Source organism: Niallia sp. 03133, from assembly GCF_052663225.1.
This window is the reverse complement of record NZ_JBQTCY010000001.1, coordinates 85,162-102,539: the sequence shown is the minus strand read 5'-3', so window position 1 is coordinate 102,539 and position 17,378 is coordinate 85,162. Positions and strand designations below refer to the sequence as shown.

Genomic DNA, 17,378 nt, shown 5'->3' with positions numbered 1-17,378 from the left:
AAGAACAGAGTAAAAAGATTATTATTCTAGCTAATGGCTGGTAGTAGATTAATTAAATATTAAGATTTTTGCACCATATTATTCAGCATGCACCTTTCTTCTTCTCATCTAAACATTTAAACTTGCTGTTTTTAACAAAAAACGAGAAAATCTACAATCGATTTTCTCGTTCCTGATAAGAGTATACTAAAGGTTTCTTTTATGTTTTTTATAACCATGTTGTTATTTTATCTAACGAAAGTCTATCTGTTTCACGACCTGGAGCTAATGCTTTTCCTACTGTAATCAGCATAATTGGCAAATATCTTTCAGAAATTTGAAACTCCTCTACAAATGCTTTTCGATTAAATCCGCCAATTGCACAAGTATCCAAACCTTTTCCTTTAGCTGCCAGCATTAGCTGCATCGCTGCCAAAGACGAATTATGGTTTGCTGCATCTCTTTTGTATTCTGCGTTTTGGTATGCACCATTAATTTGTCCTTTAATTACTTCCGCAAGTTCGGGAGTCATTCTTCCCTTTTCTATGTCATTTGCAAAAATTTCTTCAGCATTCTTATTTGCTTCTAAATCGCCTAAAATAGCAATAACGGCAGATGACTCAGTGATTTGCGCCTGATTAAAAGCGATAGGACTTAATTTCTGCTGTGCCTCATCCCCATGAAATACAACAAAATGCCATTGTTGTAAATTCCAAGCAGAAGGCGCTCTTCCTGCAAGTGTAAGCAGTTCTTCAATGTCTTCTTTTGATAATTTATAGGATTTATCGTAAACTTTTACTGCTCTTCGTTCTGTAAGCACATTAAAGATGTCAACATTCGTTAAATTTGCACTCATTTTTTTCCCCTCCAGAATATATTTCACTTACTTTTGGTAACTTAGTAATTAAAATAATAGCTGTAATAATAAGATTAGTCAAGTAAGATCCTTTAGACTATAAAAGTATTGGTTTCACTCAGATGTTTCATTTCTAAAACCGAGGCCACCATCTCCTTCTATGACTTTATGTCTCTTCATACTAATGTTTTCAATCAACCTGAAGTTTAAGCAATATTACCGGATTCTATACTCTAAAATAAGTTGCATAATATATACTACCTTAAAATGTTTACAAAATTCTAAAGGGATTGCATAATAATAAATGATTTCGGCAAATTACTCTTAATGTGTGAAAAAGGAGTTATTTATGATTAATATAATGGCGATTACAAAGGAGCAAAAAATCTTAACAAATATTTCAATAGAGCAATTGCATAAACAGTCTTATGATTGGTATTGGATTGATTTTGATCAGCCTGAAGAACATGAAATAAAGTATTTGAGCAGCCCTCTTTGTTTTCATCCCCTTTCGATTGAAGATTGTCTGCATAATTTACAAAGGCCAAAAATAGACTATTTTGAGGAATACACTTTCTTTGTTACCCATAGTTTAGACGCCAAAACATTTGAAAAAGGAGAAGTAAACTTTTTTGTTGGGGACAACTATATTGTTACCTTTCATGATAATCCATTAATAGAAATAAATAAGGTTAAACAAAGACTTTTACACGAAAATAATATATCAAACTGGACACAATTTACCGTTCTTTATCGACTGTTGGATGAAATAGTTGACAACTACTTTCCGATTGTTTATGAAATTGAAGATTTTTTAACAGAAATTGATGAAAATCCACAGAAAAAAACGATGGAAGTATTGCTGGATGATCTATTTAAGACTAGACATCACTTATTATCTTTACGGCATACCGTTGTTCCGATGAGAGATCTTTTATATAAAATGATTAATACAAATAGATTATCTGATGTATGGAATAAACGTGAATACTATTCAGACATATATGATCATTTATTAAAATTAACGGAACTGATTGAATCAAACCGAGAAATTACAACGGACATTCGCGACAGCTATTTATCCTATAATTCCCATCATTCCAATCGTATAATGCAAACTCTAACGGTTATTACAACTATATTTATGCCTTTAAGCTTTCTTGCTGGATTATACGGGATGAATTTTCATTATATGCCTGAATTGCAATGGAGATACGGTTATTTCTTTTTATTGGCTGTAATGATACTTATTGTAATTGGTATGTTTACATGGTTTAAACGCAAAGGGTGGTTTAAATAAATGGTTTAAATAAATGGTTTAAATAAATGGTTTAAGCCTTCGAATCATCTTGGACCAATTCTTTCATCTTTCAGACTGATCGAAAGCAATTGTCGACAGTCTGAATAGTTCTTATCCTCAAAACCAATCAGTAGGTAATCTTTACCTGCTTATGATAAACTATAATTAATAACTCTTTATCTTTACATCTTTTTACTTCTAGGCTGCCTTCTTAACAGCTATTTTTACAACTTTTCTTATAACAAGTGGAAAACAATATCCCTCAACTTAATCACTCTATTGGGAATTATCTCAATTGAAATATTCTAAATTTTCATAATTATAGGAGGTATCTATGAATGGAATCACCTAGTTTAGATTCAGGTCTTATGCTTTATAAGCAGACGCAGCATAAAGTTTTACCAAAGAAAATTTTAGCTCGGCGCATTTTCTTTATTATTATCGGCAGCATATTAATGGGGATTGGAATTGAAGAGTTTTTAGTTCCTAATCAAATTCTAGACGGCGGCATCGTCGGTATTTCCATTATTTTATCGCATCTATTACATGTAAAGTTAGGCTACTTCATCTTCTTATTAAATATTCCCTTTTTCTACATTGGTTATAAACAAATTGGAAAAACCTTTGCTTTCTCCACTTTATTAGGCATTTCAGTTCTTTCTGCTACAACCATTTTCCTTCATGATTTTCCTGTTTTCACAAATGATTTACTGCTTGCAACTGTATTTGGAGGCATTATACTTGGTGTAGGAGTCGGTATGGTGCTTCGTTTTGGCGGTTCATTGGACGGAACGGAAATTCTTGCCCTTTTATTCAGCAAAAAATGTCCCTTTTCTGTTGGCGAAATCATCATGTTTTTTAATGTATTTATTTTTATTTCAGCAGGGTTTATTTTTTCATGGAATCGTGCGATGTACTCCCTTATTGCTTATTTTATCGCTTTTAAAGCAATTGATATCGTCATGGCTGGTCTTGATGAATCAAAATCTGCATGGATAATTAGTGATCATGCCGACTTAATCGGTGAAACCATTTTAGCAAGGCTTGGCCGTGGAGTAACCTATTTAAAAGGTGAAGGAGCCTATACAGGCGAAAATAAAAAGGTTATCTTTTGCATCATTAACCGGCTGGAAGAAGCAAAGTTAAAAACAATTATTGAAGAGTTGGATCCTTCCTCCTTTTTGGCAATTGCTAATATTGCAGAAGTTCGCGGAGGAAGATTTAAGAAAAAAGATATTCATTAATTACGTATTTCCTGTCGGCAGCCTGAAGCGTTTATTTATTAATAGAAATTAACTATTTTCACAGAAAAATTAAGCTGTCGACAAACATTCCTGCTAATTTCGAACTCTTCTCCTCCTACATCCTCACCACTATTTTTCTCTCCTCGGATTTTTTTCAGCCTTTTACTAAAAAATAGTACATATTTTTTTGATTCCCTTTATTTTAGTGTATATTTGTACATAACAAAAAAATATTGATAAGAAAAGCGCAAGCGCCCTTGCTCATCGACAGAATAAGCTGAGGTCCACAGGATGTGGATTACACAAACGAAGACATAAGGACGTGGCGGTTTTAGTTTGTGTTCCTTGAAGAGATAAAGGAAACACGAAGATCGTAGTGATTCGATGTTGACTACGCAAGCGAGGTGAGGGAAGCGTTGAAGTCGATAGGGTGCTTGCGCTAGACACTTGTCAGACTTCAGAAAACTTATATTTTCTTATCTTTAGATAAAAAATTGGCTTCATACTTAAATTTAATTCTATTTCTATCGGTGAATGATTCTTTTGTTAGGAGGAATAAACGTTGAAAAAAAACTGGACATTTATCATACTGCTTTTTTCCATCCTTTTTTGTATTACATGGATAATTGGTTTAGGCTTATGTTTAGCAGATTACTCTTTTGCAAGTTCAAATAAAGAAACATTAACTGCTGAATCGACGATAACTCAAAAAGAAAAAAAAGATGGCATCCAAATGCTTGCCCTTGGTGATTCGTTAACCCGAGGCACTGGGGACGATGCAGGAAAAGGTTATATAGGCTACTTAAAAGAACAGCTACAAGAAAAAACAAAAACATCGATAACCTTATCAAATTATGGCATAAAAGGTCTTACTTCTAAACAATTGGCAAAGCAGGTAAAACAACAAGAAATACAAAGGCAAGTAAAAAGTGCAGATATTCTATTTATTACAATTGGCGGAAATGATTTATTTCAAGGTGGCCAAACGTTAAACAATTTTAACGAGAAAACCATTGCATCATTAAGCAATGCATATAAAGAGAATTTACAGTCCACCCTATCAACACTTCGTTCTGTAAACAAAAAAGCTCCTATCTATTTAATGGGCCTTTATAATCCATTTAACGATTTAGACAACCATGCAGCTACTTCAAAAGTAGTTAGAGACTGGAATAATGAATCAGCCGAAATCAGTGCTGGTTATTCTACTATTATTTTTGTTCCTACTTATGATATTTTTCAGCAAAACGTACAAACATTTTTATATAGTGATCATTTTCATCCAAATACAAAAGGATATCAATTAATGGCTGAAAGAGTTGCATCCCTTATTTCATGGGAGGTAGAGAAAAAATGAGTGAAATAACATTATCAGTGCAAAATTTAAACAAAAAGATTGGCAAAAAAGAAATTATAAAGAATATTAGCTTTGAATTAAAAAGTGGGGAAGTATTTGGTTTTCTTGGCCCAAATGGCGCGGGCAAAACTACAACTATCCGAATGTTAGTTGGACTTATTAAGCCAAGCTCCGGCACGATTCATATTTGCGGGTATAATGTCAAAACCCATTTCTCCAAAGCAATGGAACGTTTAGGCTGCATTGTGGAAAATCCTGAGCTTTATCCTTATTTAACAGGGTGGGAGAATTTAACGTTTTTTGCCCGAATGTTAACAAATGTGGATGACGGCAGAATAAAGGAAGTTGTAGAATTAGTCGGGTTAAAAGAACGGATTCACGATAAAGTGAAAACATACTCCTTAGGCATGAGGCAAAGATTAGGAATAGGACAAGCCCTTTTAAGCAGCCCGAAAGTGCTTATTTTGGATGAACCAACAAATGGACTAGATCCTTCAGGAATAAGGGAAATGCGTCAATTTATACGTTATTTAGCAAAAGAAGAAGGGTTGAGTGTGTTAGTTTCCAGCCATCTTTTAAGTGAAATCCAACTTTTATGTGATCGTGTGTCCATTATTTTAAACGGAAAAATTATTCATACAGAACATGTGCACACATTGTTGGCAGAACAAGAAAAACTAATTTGGCGGTTTACTCCATTAGAAAAAGGCTTAGCTATACTTAAACAAGTGAATTCTGAAGTTAAAGCAGACGGTGAATATGTAGAAACACCTTATATTGAAAACGAGGTTGGCAATTGGAGCAGGAAACTTTTCGAAGCAGGAGTAGAAATAACAGAAATGAATAGACAGATTCCGTCATTAGAAAACCTCTTCTTAGAATTAACTGGAGGTGAATCCATTGAGTAAGCTTATCTATAATGAAATGCTGAAATTAGTTAAAAGCAGAAGGTTAATTGTTATTATCCTAATCATTTCCGTGATGATTTCTATGTTTACATATGCTCAGTATCGAGAAATAGAAAATGTAAAAAAACGGATGGGAGATGCCGATTGGCGCACTACATTGCAACAATCAATCATCGATATGCAAAATCGAATAGGGTCAAGCGGAATTTCTGATGAATGGAGAAATCAAATAAAAGTCCGTATCAGCCAGTCTCAATATTATTTGGACCATAATATTAATCCGCAGGATCCTGGGGCCCCCACTTTTTTACGTGTATTTCTTGATAATTCCATGCAATTGCTGCTCCCATTAATGGTTATGATTGTTTCAGCAGATCTGGTTTCATCTGAAAGAAGCATCGGAACGATCAAACTGCTGCTCACAAGGCCCGTAAGACGATGGAAAATATTATTCAGCAAATATATTACGCTGGTTTTATCTGTTTCCTTGATCTTATTTATGTTTGGACTGTTTTCCTACGCTATTTCCGGATTATTTTTTGGTTATGCAGGCTGGACAGCTCCAATCTTAACAGGCTTTACTGTAAAAGCAGGAGAATTAAATACAGCAGGGGTTCATCTTATTCCTCAATGGGAATATATACTAATGGTATTTGGACTTGCCTGGTTTGTATCATTAGTTGTTGGCACTCTTTCGTTTATGTTTTCTGTCTTGATAAGAAGCACTGCAGCAGGAATGGGCGTCATGCTTGCATTTTTAATATCTGGAACTATTATTAGCGCTATTTCTTCTTCATGGGAAGCAGCTAAATATTTATTTATGGTAAATTTGCGTTTAACCGATTATTTACAAGGAAATCTTCCACCTATTGAAGGAATGTCTCTTCCTTTTTCGTTAACCGTTTTGGCTGTTTGGGGCATTGCCAGTTTGTTAGTTTCCTTTCTTGCTTTTACAAAACGAGATATATATTAAGAAAAGCGCAAGCGCCCTTGCTCATCGACGGAATAAGGTGAGGTCCACAGGATGTGGATCACACAATCGAAGACATAAGGACGTGGCGGTTTTAGATTATGTACCTTTCATAGATATAGGAAACACGAAGAACGTAGTGATTCGATGTTGACTACGCAAGCGAGGTGAGGGAAGCGTTGTAGTCGATAGGGCGCTTGCGCTAGACACTTCTCAGACTTCCAAAAACTTATACTTTCTGGTGTATTAAAAATGGCTATTTGATAGTAAAAGGCTGCCGCTTGAGTATACTTTCACTAATATATTTACTCATACGGCAGTCTTATTCTGTTCCTTATTTCTTATTTGTATCTTCTTGTTCCTTCACTACTAAAGATAAAAATTTTTCTTTTTTAATATTATGGTTTATCGTTACAATTACTGCTTTTTCTTTTCCATTTTCTTTTACTATAAATTTAAAGGAATCTTGCACTTCCATTGTAGAGATTTTTTTTCTTCCTAAATATTCATAATCCGTTACATTTTCTTTTGGATAATCAGCTTTTACAACAGCAATAGCAATTTTTCCATACTTTTCATAATCCAATTTTTGTACGGCAATATTATGTGATGGAAACAAAATTGCCATTAATAAAATACTTGCAACTAAAATAGGAAAGCAACGATTTTTCATAACTTCCTCCTGCTTGTTTTTTTCCTATTATTTGTTTCTTCCTAATTTTTATGTGCATTTTCTATCTCTTTTGCTTGATTTACTAAAATATCTGCAACCTGTTTATTTTTTTCCCATTCTTTAGATAAAGTGGACAGAGGCGGACTTGTCTCTTCAATTAGAGGACAAATTTCGATCGTTACCGCAGGCAAATGGTAATGGTCAATAAACCAGTCCGTGTAGCCTCCTCCAATCGCATCTATTTTTGGGGTACTAAGTTTATACCCTGTAGCAATGGCAATTTTTTCGGCAATTTGTTTATCCCGGCTTACATTTTGTTCATTTTTGTATTGCCAAAATATTTCTTGGCCTGAAGAATGGTAAGACGCAGCGATGGTCGGCTTGATTTTTTTTGTAAACTGAACGATTGCTTGCACTTCTTTAGCCTCTAACGGCTGCTTTCCTTTATAATTTTTATATGAAGGCATTTTGCTCGTTTCTTTCAATTCATTCCATCCACTTGGATACTGTCTGTTTAAATCAATGCCCATTGCATTGCTTTTCCAGCGAGAGAAATCAGAAGAATTATTATTCATGTTTTTTATATTTCTTTTCGCAAAAAAAGGGAATTTATATAATTCGCCTTGTTGAATTGTCACTCCATCAGGATTCAACATGGGTACAAACCAAATGGATACATCGTCAAAATTTTGATGGAGAGTCGCAGCATTTGCATAGTTTTCAATCATTTTCATTAATAACAAAGAAGTAATCCATTCTCTTCCATGATGTGCACCAATCATTAACACATTTTTGCTGCCATCGCCAACTTTTATTGCATATAGCTTTCTCCCATATTCGGATGTTCCTATTGTTTGGACTTGGATGCTTGCTTTGAATTTATTTTTTAATCGCCAAACATCATTTTGAAATTCAATAAACGAATAAGGCTCTGTTTTATCGATTATACTTTCTTCTGCGTTTGTTCCCAAGGGAAAAAACAGCAGCAATATACTCGTTAGAACAATTATTTTTTTCATCTTAAACACCTTTTTCCCTTATCATGTGGAATACGGAAAATTTTATTCATTAGAACAACGGAATAAGCATGCTTATCTCGAAAGTCAAGCGTCTTTTATCCTGCTCTTAACGGGCAGTAAGACCCAATGTCATCAACTTAAGAATCCATAAATTGTATTAATATAAAAATTGTTCGTTTGGAGAGGCGTCCGCTCGACTCCTATGGGAATTGCGAGACAGGCGAGACCCCACAGGAGCGTCTGCGACGAGGAGGCTCGGCGCTCGCCCCATGGAAAGCGAGTGGTAAGCCACGGAAAACCTAACACTTATCCCTACTCCTTAAATGATTTTCCATTTTTTTGAAGTTTAGCTTGATGACATTGCAGTAAGACCCCCACCTCGAGGATGCTGAGAAATCGAGGAAGCTAGGTGGGGGATAACTCCCCGTAAAGGTCCGATAAGTTCAACTAACTAAAAATATACAGGTAAAAGATGATAATCCCTCTATATCAACATAGCCAAGTTTTAGGGTGCAACGTTTTAATAATCCTTCATATACTATTATCATCTCCTTCAAATAAAGGAGGCACTAAATTGAATAAGATGGATTACGATCGCGCCCTGTATTATACACATCGTTCCGAATGGGACAATTTGCTAATATTAATGGTACGCACAAAAGACAATTTTTTATCGAAAAAAATAGAACTTTTCCTGCATGCCTATAACTTTGAACATGATTATTCTGTGATAGAAAATCATTTGTATTCACTATTGCGCTATATCGAACACGCCAACGAATTTGCAATGGATGAAATGATTCACACACACTTAAGCTAAAAAGTAGAATTCCACCAAAAAAAGGGTCCCATGATGGGCACCCTTTTTAATTGGAGTTTTTGTTATCTTTTATATTGAACTTGATATATATCCGTTCTCCTATCTTTTAACTGCCTCACGGTTCCATCCTGGCGCTGTCTTCTTAAAATCTCTAAATCAACATCACCTATCATCACCATCTCAATATTAGGGTTTGTTTCCCCTACAATTCCATCTCTTGCAAATTCAAAATCCGATGGTGCAAAAATAGCAGATTGAGCATATTGAATATCCATGTTTTCCGTTTGAGGAAGATTTCCGACTGTACCTGCGATAACTGTATATATTTGATTTTCAACAGCTCGTGCTTGTGCACAATAGCGCACCCGCAAATATCCTTGTCTATCTTCTGTACAAAATGGTGTGAAAATAATTTTAGCTCCCATATCTGTCGCTATTCTTGCCAATTCAGGAAACTCAATATCGTAGCAAATTTGAATAGCTATTTTTCCACAGTCTGTATCAAAAACTTTTATTTGATCTCCTTTGTTGATTCCCCACCATTTTTGTTCATTCGGTGTGATATGTAATTTATATTGTTTCTCAATCGTTCCATCTCTTCTAAAAAGATACGCAATATTATAAATTTCATCATCATCTTCTTTTACCAAATGAGAGCCGCCGATAATATTAATATTGTAGCGAATGGCTAAATTAGTGAATAATTCAATATACTGCTCCGTATATTCAGTTACTTTTCTAATAGCAATGCTTGGGACTTTTTCATCTAGGAACGACATTAACTGGGTTGTAAAGATTTCTGGAAAAACAACAAAATCTGATTCTGCATCTGACGCTACATCTGTATAGTACTCGACTTGATTGGCAAAATCATCAAAGCTTGCAATTTGCCTCATTGCATATTGCACAACACATATTCGAACAGGGTAGCTGCTTTTGAAGAAGCGCTTCGATTGTGGCAAATACTCTACATTATTCCATTCCATCAGTGTTGCATATTTTTTGGATTGAATATCATCTGGCATGTAATTAGGATTTAAACGCATTAGCGTAAAACCATTTATTAATTGAAAAGAAAGAACCGGATCATAAATTTTATGATGGGAGACTTCCTGTACATATTCTTTTGCACTCATTTTATTTTCATATTTATAATAATTGGGAATTCTGCCGCCGATGATAATGCTTTTTAAATTTAACCTGCGCACTAATTCTTTCCTAGCCTCATATAAGCGATGTCCAATTTTCATTCTTCTGAATTTTGGATGAACCATTACCTCAATCCCATATAAGTTATAACCATCAGGATTGTGATTCGTGATATAACCGCTGTCTGTTACATCATCCCATGTATGCCTATCATCATATTCATCAAAATTAATAATAAGACTCGAGCAGGAGCCAATTACCTCTCCATCATATTCTGCTACAATTTGCCCTTCTTGAAATAAGTACAAGTGACTTTCAAGCTGCTCCTTTTTCCATGGATCCATTCCAGGAAAACAAATGGCCTGCAGCGCTAAAATATTGTCAATGTCACGGTACTCCATATTTCTGATCATCAGTTTTTTTTCAAATTTTGATAAATCCAACTTTGTCATACCTTTTACTCCCCTTATTTTTGAATATTTTCATTACAATTCCCTTTTTTCCTAAAAAGTAATCTCTTTGATGTACTTATATCTTAACTTCTTTTGGAAGCATTAGCCAAATAGCTAATTTTATGTTTTATTACACGTTCTCAAGTTTTATTCAAATGATAAAGAACATGGTAGTAAAGGAAGAAAGATCAAATAAGGTTTAAACCAATTTTATTTACAGTACCCATTAATTTCATTATACTTTTTATAAGAAATTGGACTAAAGGAGACTTCTATGGATAAAAAAAATAAGAAGCAAACAGATTCTCGTGAGAATATTTTATTTCTTGCTTGGATTGCTGCTGTCATCAGTATGTTTGGCAGCCTGTATTTTTCTGAAATTAAAGAATTTGAACCGTGTACATTATGCTGGTACCAACGAATTCTTATGTATCCTTTTGTTATTATTTTAGGACTTGCTGTCATCCGCAAAGATTACCGAATTACTTTTTATACAATGATTATTTCTGCAATTGGCGGTTTCACTTCTTTGTATCACTACTCTCTGCAGAAATTTAGTCTTTTATCTAATTCTGCCCCATCATGCGGACGAGTACCTTGTTCGGGAGAATATATAAATTGGTATGGTTTTATTACCATCCCCTTCCTTGCTTTAATTGGTTTTATTATTATCTTTGTATGCAGCTTGATTATTTGGAAAAAAACAAAGGAGAACCTTGACAGATGAAAAAAGTGTTATTTTTTCTGCTATTCATTATTTTATTATTTGCTGGTGTTGCCTATTTATCTCATCTAAAAAAAGAAAAAGCTTCAGAGGATAACCCGTACGGAAAAAGCAATTTAGATGCAGCAACAATTGAACAGTTAGATGATACTAATTATCAAAACATCATTAAACCGCAGGATTTAAAGGAAAAAATTGAGTCAAAGAAAGATGCGACTGTTTATTTTTACAGCCCGACCTGTATACACTGCCAGAAAACCACACCGATTGTTAATCCTGTAGCAAAAGACATGGGAATAGATCTTGTTCAATATAATTTATTAGAATTTGAACAAGGCTGGGATGATTATCATATTAAATCCACTCCAACAATTGTTCAATATAAGGATGGAATAGAAACAAAACGAATCGTCGGCTATCAGAAAAGCGAAACATTTAAGAAATGGTTCCAAGAAAACACCCTTAAATAAGAAAAGCGCAAGCGCCTTGCTCATTGCCGTACGAACTGGAAGGGCTTAGATAAAGGAAACACGATGAGCGCAAGCGTAGATGTTGACTTATCGTAGGGAGATGACCTGAAGTTCGATAGGCAATAGGCACTGGAGCTAGACACCCGTCAGACTTCAGAAAGCTTATACTTTCTTATCTCATAAGATAAGTGCAAGTGCCCGGTTTGTGACAGATGGGAACTTAAAAACGACTTCGACATACAGATGCCGAAGTCCGTTTTTATTATGTCATTAAATTAAAAATGTATTAGCAGATCCAGAAAAAATGCTTAAACTGGTTCCATTAAAATCCTCTTCCTCATTAAAATTTTCCAAGTTAAATGGAAAAAACAATTCAAATTCTTCCAATATACGGACATTTTTTTCAAATATTTGTTTGTATCTGTTTTTATTTTGAGGTTCTTCCAAAATAGAAATAATTGTCTGCAAGCTTGCAATAACTTGATAAGAAGTTTTTAATGTACCCATACTATCCATTTGCTCAGATGTGGGATTTAGCACATTTAAACTTTTAAAATGCTGGATTTCATCATCAGAGAAATAGTATGGAAAAATCGTGGAATAAAATGTTTGTATAAGTTCGTTAATTTTATCTGCCTGTGTAGGTGTTGATGCGTAAACTACTTTCATTTAAACGGACCACCCTTTATTTTTTGTTGCTAGTTTTTTTTACTTAAAGTAATATCAATAGGATAACATACAGAGCTGCTGTTTTCCGTGGTAATTAAAACCATGATATGAGGTCTTGGGTAATTTTAATACATATTTCCAATTTTAAATTTTAGCTGTTTTCTAAAAGTTTGTTGCTTTTTAAATACACGGAGAACTCTCATTACGGATTAGAGAAACAGGAGAGAAGAAAGCAGGAGTGAAACGACGAAGCAGCTCAGGCGCAGCCCCGCGGAAAGCGAAGTGTATTCAGGCTGTGGATTAAATAACAACAACCTATACGAAAAGAGCCTAAATTTTATAAAGTAAACTTCCATCAGTGGGTATTTTTCCTTATCCCCCTGATGGTTAGTTGCACTTATCGGACCATTACGGGCAGTTATTTCCCACCCATTCATCTTGCTGCCCTCAAGATTTAAGGTGGGGGTTTACCACTTGCCCATTTAATAAGGAAAGGAGAAAAACATGCTAAAAACAGAACGAAAAGGAGAATGGCTATTTATTCATATTCCTTCTAAATGGAATGGAATGACCATTGAAGAAATTTTTCATACAGTTTTATACGCTTCTAAAAAACAAATTCATTTGTTTAAAATGGGAAAAAAAGTGATGTTAAATGATAGATATGAAAACTGGAAAACAACTGTGCAAACGAAGGATCTTATAAAGATCAAATTATTTAATGATGATGCAACAGCTATTCAGCCAACCTATATGGATTTGCCTATTTTATATGAAGATGACTTTTTACTGGTCGTTAATAAGCCTGCATACATCGATACACATCCAAATGCACCTGAAGACCATTCTTCCTTGCTGAATGGAGTAGTATTTCATGTATTAATGAATGGGGAAGAACGGCAAGTTAAACATATTCACCGTCTTGATAAAAATACGTCTGGATGCATTTTATTTGCGAAGCACGAACTAATTGGAAATATACTCGATCAAATGCTGAGAGAACGAAAAATAAAAAGGACTTATGTCGCCATGGCTCATGGATTTTTTTCAGCAAAATTTGGAACCATTAATAAACCCATCGGGCGCGATCGCCATCATGGAACAAGAAGAAGAATCTCTGTGAATGGACAAAACGCAACGACCCATTATAAAGTGTTACAACAATTAAAAAAAGATAATTTATCACTGATAACATGCTCACTCGATACAGGAAGAACCCATCAAATACGTGTTCATTTAAGTTCAATCAACCATCCATTAGCTGGTGATACATTGTACGGAGGCAAAGCCGTTTTTCCAAGACAAGCTTTGCATGCAGTAAAAATACAGTTTACCCATCCAATTACAGAAGAAAAAATAGAATGTTATGCTCCCTTTTTAGATGATCCTGCTATTTTTCCTTCTATTGATATTTATTCCATTTAAAAAGGACGAAGCAATAGCTTCGTCCACTTTTATATTCTTATTATGTTGTTTTACGCATGCCTTTCATAATTAAACTTAATACAAACACGAGAATTACTGCACCAATAATACTTGGAATAACTGCAAAATCTGCAATGGACGGTCCCCAATCTCCAAGAATTAATGATCCTAACCATGCACCGATAAAACCTGCGAGAATATTACCAATTACGCCTCCAGGAATATCCCTTCCAACAATTAACCCGGCAATCCACCCGATAATTCCACCGATAATTAATGACCATAGAAATCCCATATATAACACTCCTTTTTTTATGTTTAACAGTATTACTATATATAAGATAGTTCTAACCAATTAATGCTGCAGCATCATGTACATCCTTACTTGGTTGTTACTATCTGCTTGTACTTTATATTTACCACCATTTATTCGTTTTAAACCAAAACTGTAAATCGAGAACAAAAGATTAAATTTTCTAAAAATTATTCTTGAGAATGCATTATTTTTTGTCCTTCAGTTCGCTTGTGCTTTTCTTAATGGAATACTAAATTGGTATGCAAAAAAAAATCTAACATGCTTATTCTGCTGAAAAACAATGTTAGATTTCCCCCTATTTTTTTAACATTATTAGTTATCTAAAATATTACTTCATCTGGATCCTTTCCAGTCCGTTCATTCATATTTAATTGATCGATTTGATTCATTTCTTCCATGCTTAATTGAAAATCAAAGATATCGGCATTCTCTTTTAATCTTGCTGGAGATACTGATTTTGGAATAACAATGATATCATGCTGCAAATGCCATCTAAGAACAATTTGGGCTGGTGATTTACCATGTTTTTTTGCTACATAATTTATGGTCGGTTCATTTAATACTCTTCCTCTAGCTAGAGGAGACCAAGCTTCTACTTTAATATCCTTTACTTTGCAATACTCTCTTAATTTTTCTTGTGCCAATCTTGGATGTAGCTCTACTTGATTGATTGTCGGCTTTTCATTTGCAGAAGCTGCTAAGCGTTCTAAATGATGTTCATGAAAATTACTTACACCAATTGCCTTTACTAATCCTTCATTATATAATCTTTCAAACGCCTTCCATGAATCAAGGTATTTGTCTTTTCCAGGCCAATGGATTAAATATAGATCAAGATAATCTAAATTGAGCTTTTTTAAACTCGTTTCAAAAGCGTGAAGAGTTGCATCATATCCATGGTCGTCATTCCAAAGTTTAGTTGTGATAAAAAGCTCTTCTCTAGAGATAGCGCTTTCTTTTATAGCTTGGCCTACTCCTTCTTCATTTGCATAAAATGCTGCTGTATCAATGGAACGATAGCCTAAATCAATTGAAGTTTTTACCGTTTCAACTATCGTCTTTCCTTCATCCACCTTATAAACACCTAATCCAAATTGTGGAATTCCTACTCCATTATGTAGCTTTACTTTATTTTCGATGCTTTTAATCATTAAAAAAACACCTCCAAATTTTTGAATTATCTATATATTATCATTTTCTATGATCGATAATCCAATAAAAAGCGTTGTTTAACCTATGTCCATATTGTTAATACCGACCAATATTTTCTAATTTTCATTAAGGATATAAAAAATATGTATTATTTTTTCAACAAAAATAGAACTATTTTTTCCCACCATTTCCATGGCAGCAGTGTTTTAAGGATCAGGGTTGGTTTTACCCCTTGTCCAATCGTATACCGAAGAGCAGGCTTTCTTTTTCGAGCGATATGCACTAATTTTTTCGCCACATTTATTGGATCTCCATACTTTTTGCTGCTTTTTTCTAGATAAGCTTCTAATTTTTTCATATATAAAAAATATGGAGATGTTTCTAATCGGGATTTTTTCGTTATCATCTTTCCTGTGCTCCAAATATTTGTGTGGTAGGAACCAGGCTCTACGATAGATACATAAATAGAAAAGGGAAATAATTCTAACCGCAATGATTCACTCCATCCTTCTAAAGCAAATTTAGAAGAAACATACGGGGAAAGTCCCGGAAAACCTATTTTTCCGCTGATGCTGCTCATCATAATAATTTTCCCATATCCTTGCTTTCTCATTAATGGCAATACCGTTTGAGTAATGGCTATCGTTCCAAAATAATTCGTCTCTAGTTGATTTTTATATTCTTCAATTGGAATTTCCTCAACAAATCCGGCTCCAGCATATCCAGCATTATTAATCAAAATATCAATTTTTCCAATTTTATCGATATAGTGATGAAAATTTTCCACACTATCCTTACAAGTAACATCCAAAGGAAACAGGGCTATATAGGAATCTACTGCTCTTATTTTTGCTTCCTCCATTAATGATGAGCCCTTCTTTAGATTTCTCATTGCTGCAATAACTTGATATCCTTCTGATGCAAACTCCAATGCAGCTAATAAACCGAAACCGCTGTTTGCTCCTGTTATCACGACTACTTTTTTCAATTTTTTTTCCCCTTATACTACTATTTTGTAAAGTATTCTTTCTTTAACATAGACATTAAGTAAATTGATTCAAACTTATTATTTATTTTTACTGCTTCTCTTTGGAGTCCTTCTTCTACAAATCCTTCTGATTCATATAATGCTTTTGCTCTTTTATTATGATCCACAACATCCAGCCAAAATCGATTTGCCTTTTTTTCTGTAAATACCCATTTTTTCATTAACTGGAGCATTTGCCGGCCATACCCTTTCCCTTTATCGGAAAATGCTGTTCTTTTTAATTCAATACTCTCATCCTTACTATTTATACCATTAATAAGCAAATAGCCAACAGGTTTATTTTCCTTTTTCTCCATGACAATTAAATGCAATAAATTATCATCTTGCTGGATTGCTTGTAAATGATCCTCCCTTGACCATTGAATGATAAATGGAATGTTATCTTTGTGTGATTCTGTGGTAATGATATAAGAAAGATCACTTTCCAACGTCCTGCGTATTAAAATGGTGCTGTTTTCTATCACTACTTTCACCTCAAACTTATTTTTATATTTAATTTATTCTATTATAGAAAAATAGACACAACAAATATGGAAAAACTTTATCACATGTGCCAACTAAAAATAGGGAAAATAAAGTGAATCTTTCCATCAGTGGGGGTTTTCTTCATCCCCCACTGATGGTTAGTTGAACTTATCGGACCTTTACGGGCAGTTATTCCCAACCTAGCTTCTTCGATTCCTCAGCATCCCCGAGGTGGGGGTCTTACTGCCCGTTAAGAGTGGGATAAATGAAAAATATCGATAAAATACTGAAAAGCACCATACTAATTTTAAAGTTTTGTAAATTAAATATTAATTTTTTGTAAATTTTTCGATAAAAAGCTGTTAACTTCGACAATGTTTCG

The 17,378-nt window shown here is 34.2% G+C and carries 18 protein-coding genes; 9 read left to right on the top strand and 9 right to left on the bottom strand.

Annotated elements, in window-relative coordinates:
- Nucleotides 1-208 precede the first annotated feature (208 nt).
- Nucleotides 209-835 (bottom strand): nitroreductase family protein, encoded by a 627-nt coding sequence (locus ACTYBU_RS00610; protein WP_445486524.1) that lies wholly within the window; start codon nt 833-835, stop codon nt 209-211.
- 349 nt (nt 836-1,184) lie between these two features.
- Here ACTYBU_RS00610 and corA point away from each other — a divergent pair, with 349 nt between their 5' ends.
- From corA to ACTYBU_RS00585, 5 genes are all read left to right on the top strand, one after another.
- Complete coding sequence (gene corA, locus ACTYBU_RS00605; RefSeq protein WP_445486523.1) at nt 1,185-2,135, top strand: magnesium/cobalt transporter CorA; 951 nt, start codon at nt 1,185-1,187, stop codon at nt 2,133-2,135.
- A gap of 368 nt (nt 2,136-2,503) precedes the next feature.
- Nucleotides 2,504-3,379 (top strand): YitT family protein, encoded by an 876-nt coding sequence (locus ACTYBU_RS00600; protein WP_445486860.1) that lies wholly within the window; start codon nt 2,504-2,506, stop codon nt 3,377-3,379.
- Between the two features lie 562 nt (nt 3,380-3,941).
- Nucleotides 3,942-4,736 carry an SGNH/GDSL hydrolase family protein gene (locus ACTYBU_RS00595; protein ID WP_445486522.1) on the top strand — a complete coding sequence of 265 codons (795 nt, stop codon included), beginning with the start codon at nt 3,942-3,944 and terminating at the stop codon, nt 4,734-4,736.
- Nucleotides 4,733-5,644 carry an ABC transporter ATP-binding protein gene (locus ACTYBU_RS00590; RefSeq protein WP_445486521.1) on the top strand — a complete coding sequence of 304 codons (912 nt, stop codon included), beginning with the start codon at nt 4,733-4,735 and terminating at the stop codon, nt 5,642-5,644. Before ACTYBU_RS00595 ends, ACTYBU_RS00590 begins: the two co-directional genes overlap by 4 nt.
- Complete coding sequence (locus ACTYBU_RS00585) at nt 5,637-6,617, top strand: ABC transporter permease (protein ID WP_445486520.1); 981 nt, start codon at nt 5,637-5,639, stop codon at nt 6,615-6,617. Before ACTYBU_RS00590 ends, ACTYBU_RS00585 begins: the two co-directional genes overlap by 8 nt.
- A gap of 331 nt (nt 6,618-6,948) precedes the next feature.
- On the opposite strand, the gene ACTYBU_RS00580 is transcribed toward ACTYBU_RS00585, so the two are convergent.
- Nucleotides 6,949-7,287: a DUF3889 domain-containing protein gene (locus ACTYBU_RS00580; RefSeq protein WP_445486519.1), complete on the bottom strand. Its 339-nt coding sequence runs from the start codon at nt 7,285-7,287 to the stop codon at nt 6,949-6,951.
- A gap of 41 nt (nt 7,288-7,328) precedes the next feature.
- Nucleotides 7,329-8,306 carry a M14 family zinc carboxypeptidase gene (locus ACTYBU_RS00575; RefSeq protein WP_445486518.1) on the bottom strand — a complete coding sequence of 326 codons (978 nt, stop codon included), beginning with the start codon at nt 8,304-8,306 and terminating at the stop codon, nt 7,329-7,331.
- 574 nt (nt 8,307-8,880) lie between these two features.
- On the opposite strand from ACTYBU_RS00575, the gene ACTYBU_RS00570 reads away from it, so the two are divergent.
- Complete coding sequence (locus ACTYBU_RS00570; RefSeq protein WP_445486517.1) at nt 8,881-9,126, top strand: YhdB family protein; 246 nt, start codon at nt 8,881-8,883, stop codon at nt 9,124-9,126.
- Between the two features lie 62 nt (nt 9,127-9,188).
- Here the strand turns inward: ACTYBU_RS00570 and ACTYBU_RS00565 are convergent, their stop codons facing one another.
- Nucleotides 9,189-10,727, bottom strand: coding sequence for a GNAT family N-acetyltransferase (locus ACTYBU_RS00565; RefSeq protein ID WP_445486516.1), 1,539 nt, complete (start codon nt 10,725-10,727; stop codon nt 9,189-9,191).
- Nucleotides 10,728-11,001: 274 nt separating this feature from the next.
- On the opposite strand from ACTYBU_RS00565, the gene ACTYBU_RS00560 reads away from it, so the two are divergent.
- Nucleotides 11,002-11,454, top strand: a complete 453-nt coding sequence (locus ACTYBU_RS00560; protein ID WP_445486515.1) for a disulfide oxidoreductase — start codon at nt 11,002-11,004, stop codon at nt 11,452-11,454.
- The gene (locus ACTYBU_RS00555; protein WP_445486514.1) at nt 11,451-11,921 is read left to right on the top strand and encodes a thioredoxin family protein; all 471 of its coding nucleotides are present in this window, start codon (nt 11,451-11,453) and stop codon (nt 11,919-11,921) included. Before ACTYBU_RS00560 ends, ACTYBU_RS00555 begins: the two co-directional genes overlap by 4 nt.
- Nucleotides 11,922-12,191: 270 nt before the next feature.
- On the opposite strand, the gene ACTYBU_RS00550 is transcribed toward ACTYBU_RS00555, so the two are convergent.
- Nucleotides 12,192-12,590: a DUF5365 family protein gene (locus ACTYBU_RS00550; RefSeq protein WP_445486513.1), complete on the bottom strand. Its 399-nt coding sequence runs from the start codon at nt 12,588-12,590 to the stop codon at nt 12,192-12,194.
- A gap of 504 nt (nt 12,591-13,094) precedes the next feature.
- Here ACTYBU_RS00550 and ACTYBU_RS00545 point away from each other — a divergent pair.
- Nucleotides 13,095-14,015 (top strand): RluA family pseudouridine synthase, encoded by a 921-nt coding sequence (locus ACTYBU_RS00545; RefSeq protein WP_445486512.1) that lies wholly within the window; start codon nt 13,095-13,097, stop codon nt 14,013-14,015.
- Between the two features lie 40 nt (nt 14,016-14,055).
- Here the strand turns inward: ACTYBU_RS00545 and ACTYBU_RS00540 are convergent, their stop codons facing one another.
- From ACTYBU_RS00540 to ACTYBU_RS00525, 4 genes are all read right to left on the bottom strand, one after another.
- Nucleotides 14,056-14,310, bottom strand: a complete 255-nt coding sequence (locus ACTYBU_RS00540; RefSeq protein WP_445486511.1) for a GlsB/YeaQ/YmgE family stress response membrane protein — start codon at nt 14,308-14,310, stop codon at nt 14,056-14,058.
- A 341-nt stretch (nt 14,311-14,651) separates the two neighbouring features.
- On the bottom strand, nt 14,652-15,482 hold the full coding sequence (locus ACTYBU_RS00535; protein ID WP_445486510.1) for an aldo/keto reductase: 831 nt from the start codon (nt 15,480-15,482) through the stop codon (nt 14,652-14,654).
- A gap of 149 nt (nt 15,483-15,631) precedes the next feature.
- Complete coding sequence (locus ACTYBU_RS00530) at nt 15,632-16,471, bottom strand: SDR family oxidoreductase (RefSeq protein ID WP_445486509.1); 840 nt, start codon at nt 16,469-16,471, stop codon at nt 15,632-15,634.
- Nucleotides 16,472-16,491: 20 nt separating this feature from the next.
- On the bottom strand, nt 16,492-17,004 hold the full coding sequence (locus ACTYBU_RS00525) for a GNAT family N-acetyltransferase (protein WP_445486508.1): 513 nt from the start codon (nt 17,002-17,004) through the stop codon (nt 16,492-16,494).
- Nucleotides 17,005-17,378: the final 374 nt, after the last annotated feature.

Excerpts from the sequence above, each read along its gene's own strand:
- ACTYBU_RS00610 (WP_445486524.1), bottom strand. The coding sequence starts at position 835 with ATGAGTGCAAATTTAACGAATGTTGACATCTTTAATGTGCTTACAGAA.
- corA (WP_445486523.1), top strand. The coding sequence starts at position 1,185 with ATGATTAATATAATGGCGATTACAAAGGAGCAAAAAATCTTAACAAAT.
- ACTYBU_RS00600 (WP_445486860.1), top strand. The coding sequence starts at position 2,504 with ATGCTTTATAAGCAGACGCAGCATAAAGTTTTACCAAAGAAAATTTTA.
- ACTYBU_RS00590 (WP_445486521.1), top strand. The coding sequence starts at position 4,733 with ATGAGTGAAATAACATTATCAGTGCAAAATTTAAACAAAAAGATTGGC.
- ACTYBU_RS00580 (WP_445486519.1), bottom strand. The coding sequence starts at position 7,287 with ATGAAAAATCGTTGCTTTCCTATTTTAGTTGCAAGTATTTTATTAATG.
- ACTYBU_RS00575 (WP_445486518.1), bottom strand. The coding sequence starts at position 8,306 with ATGAAAAAAATAATTGTTCTAACGAGTATATTGCTGCTGTTTTTTCCC.
- ACTYBU_RS00565 (WP_445486516.1), bottom strand. The coding sequence starts at position 10,727 with ATGACAAAGTTGGATTTATCAAAATTTGAAAAAAAACTGATGATCAGA.
- ACTYBU_RS00560 (WP_445486515.1), top strand. The coding sequence starts at position 11,002 with ATGGATAAAAAAAATAAGAAGCAAACAGATTCTCGTGAGAATATTTTA.
- ACTYBU_RS00555 (WP_445486514.1), top strand. The coding sequence starts at position 11,451 with ATGAAAAAAGTGTTATTTTTTCTGCTATTCATTATTTTATTATTTGCT.
- ACTYBU_RS00550 (WP_445486513.1), bottom strand. The coding sequence starts at position 12,590 with ATGAAAGTAGTTTACGCATCAACACCTACACAGGCAGATAAAATTAAC.
- ACTYBU_RS00545 (WP_445486512.1), top strand. The coding sequence starts at position 13,095 with ATGCTAAAAACAGAACGAAAAGGAGAATGGCTATTTATTCATATTCCT.
- ACTYBU_RS00540 (WP_445486511.1), bottom strand. The coding sequence starts at position 14,310 with ATGGGATTTCTATGGTCATTAATTATCGGTGGAATTATCGGGTGGATT.
- ACTYBU_RS00535 (WP_445486510.1), bottom strand. The coding sequence starts at position 15,482 with ATGATTAAAAGCATCGAAAATAAAGTAAAGCTACATAATGGAGTAGGA.